The sequence below is a fragment of the Fontibacter flavus genome (assembly GCF_042432905.1).
Lineage (GTDB): Bacteria > Bacteroidota > Bacteroidia > Cytophagales > Cyclobacteriaceae > Fontibacter > Fontibacter flavus.
In genome coordinates this window covers 1-1130 of record NZ_JBHLWI010000085.1, presented here as the reverse complement: position 1 = coordinate 1130, position 1130 = coordinate 1, and the positions used below count along the sequence as shown (strand labels likewise).

Genomic DNA, 1130 nt, shown 5'->3' with positions numbered 1-1130 from the left:
TGTATAGGGCCGGAAAAAGATTATATTGTAGCGGACAACTGAACGGACACATAACAAGCGAATTGCCGTCAGGCCCCCAGGAGAGCAAACTACGGAAAGGGCCCGACGGCAATTCTCCTACCGTTATAGCGCATATTAAGAAGCCCAATTCTGAATACAGTCAACTTTTTACATTTTGAAAATAGTAACTTTAAAGTTACATTAGCGTTATGGATAAAATCAGGGAAGTCATAGCCTATCAAGACCACTTTGAGAACTTTCTGAAAAAGCAAACAGTGAAAGTTCAAAACAAGATTTATAAGGTCATTGAGGCTATAGAAACTTTTGAAAGAGTTCCGGAGACTTACCTGAAACCAATTAAAACAAAAAAAGGGCTATATGAAGCCAGGGTTCAGCTGGCAAGTAATATTTGGAGGGTGTTTTGTTTTTTTGATGAAGGTAAATTGGTGATTTTGCTCAATGGCTTTCAGAAGAAAACCCAAAAAACACCAACAAAGGAAATTGAAAAGGCTGCCAGACTGATGGATGAATATTATGCTGAAAAGGAAGTTCAAAAAGGTAAAAAGAAAAAGAAATGAATACGAAGAGCTGGAAAGATATCAAAGATGATGTGTATGGAGTCAAAGGAACCGAACGCAGGGATGAATTAGAAAGGGATTTTGAGTCTTTCAAAATTGGTTTGCTATTAAAAAAGGCAAGAGAGGATAAGAATCTAACCCAAGAACAATTAGCGGAATTAGTAGATAAAAAGAGAACTTATATTTCAAGAGTAGAGAACAACGGAAGTAATTTAACACTGAAAACCCTTTATGAAATAGTTGAAAAGGGATTGGGTGGGAAGGTAAAAATCTCCATTGAACTCTGAAAAGGGAAATACGCGCTATAACAGCACCTAAGAAAACATGGGGCAGATATCCGTATTCGGAAGGTTTATTTCTCGTATTTAGCTTTATCTTAGGTTTACAGTTAAAGGCTTCGAAATGCCCCAAGTTTCTTAGCCGCGGACCGTCAGGCTGTGAAAAAACTTTCAGTTTTTGGAAAAAGCCGCATTTTTGGAGCGTATAGGGACTTCACAGGGTCTTGAACTTGAATTTGAGTCAACTTTATATTTGAATCGTTAGTTTTTAAGG

Annotated in this window: 2 protein-coding genes; both read left to right on the top strand. The window is 37.4% G+C overall.

Features of this window, described 5'->3' with window-relative positions; all coding sequences use genetic code 11:
* Nucleotides 1-209 precede the first annotated feature (209 nt).
* On the top strand, nucleotides 210-578 hold the full coding sequence (locus tag ACFFIP_RS18935; RefSeq protein ID WP_382389360.1) for a type II toxin-antitoxin system RelE/ParE family toxin: 369 nt from the start codon (nucleotides 210-212) through the stop codon (nucleotides 576-578).
* A complete protein-coding gene (locus tag ACFFIP_RS18930) occupies nucleotides 575-865 on the top strand; it encodes a helix-turn-helix domain-containing protein (protein ID WP_014771688.1) in 291 nt (96 codons plus the stop codon). Before ACFFIP_RS18935 ends, ACFFIP_RS18930 begins: the two co-directional genes overlap by 4 nt.
* Nucleotides 866-1130: the final 265 nt, after the last annotated feature.

Coding starts and splice junctions, on each gene's coding strand:
- ACFFIP_RS18930 (WP_014771688.1), top strand. CDS start 575: ATGAATACGAAGAGCTGGAAAGATATCAAAGATGATGTGTATGGAGTC.
- ACFFIP_RS18935 (WP_382389360.1), top strand. CDS start 210: ATGGATAAAATCAGGGAAGTCATAGCCTATCAAGACCACTTTGAGAAC.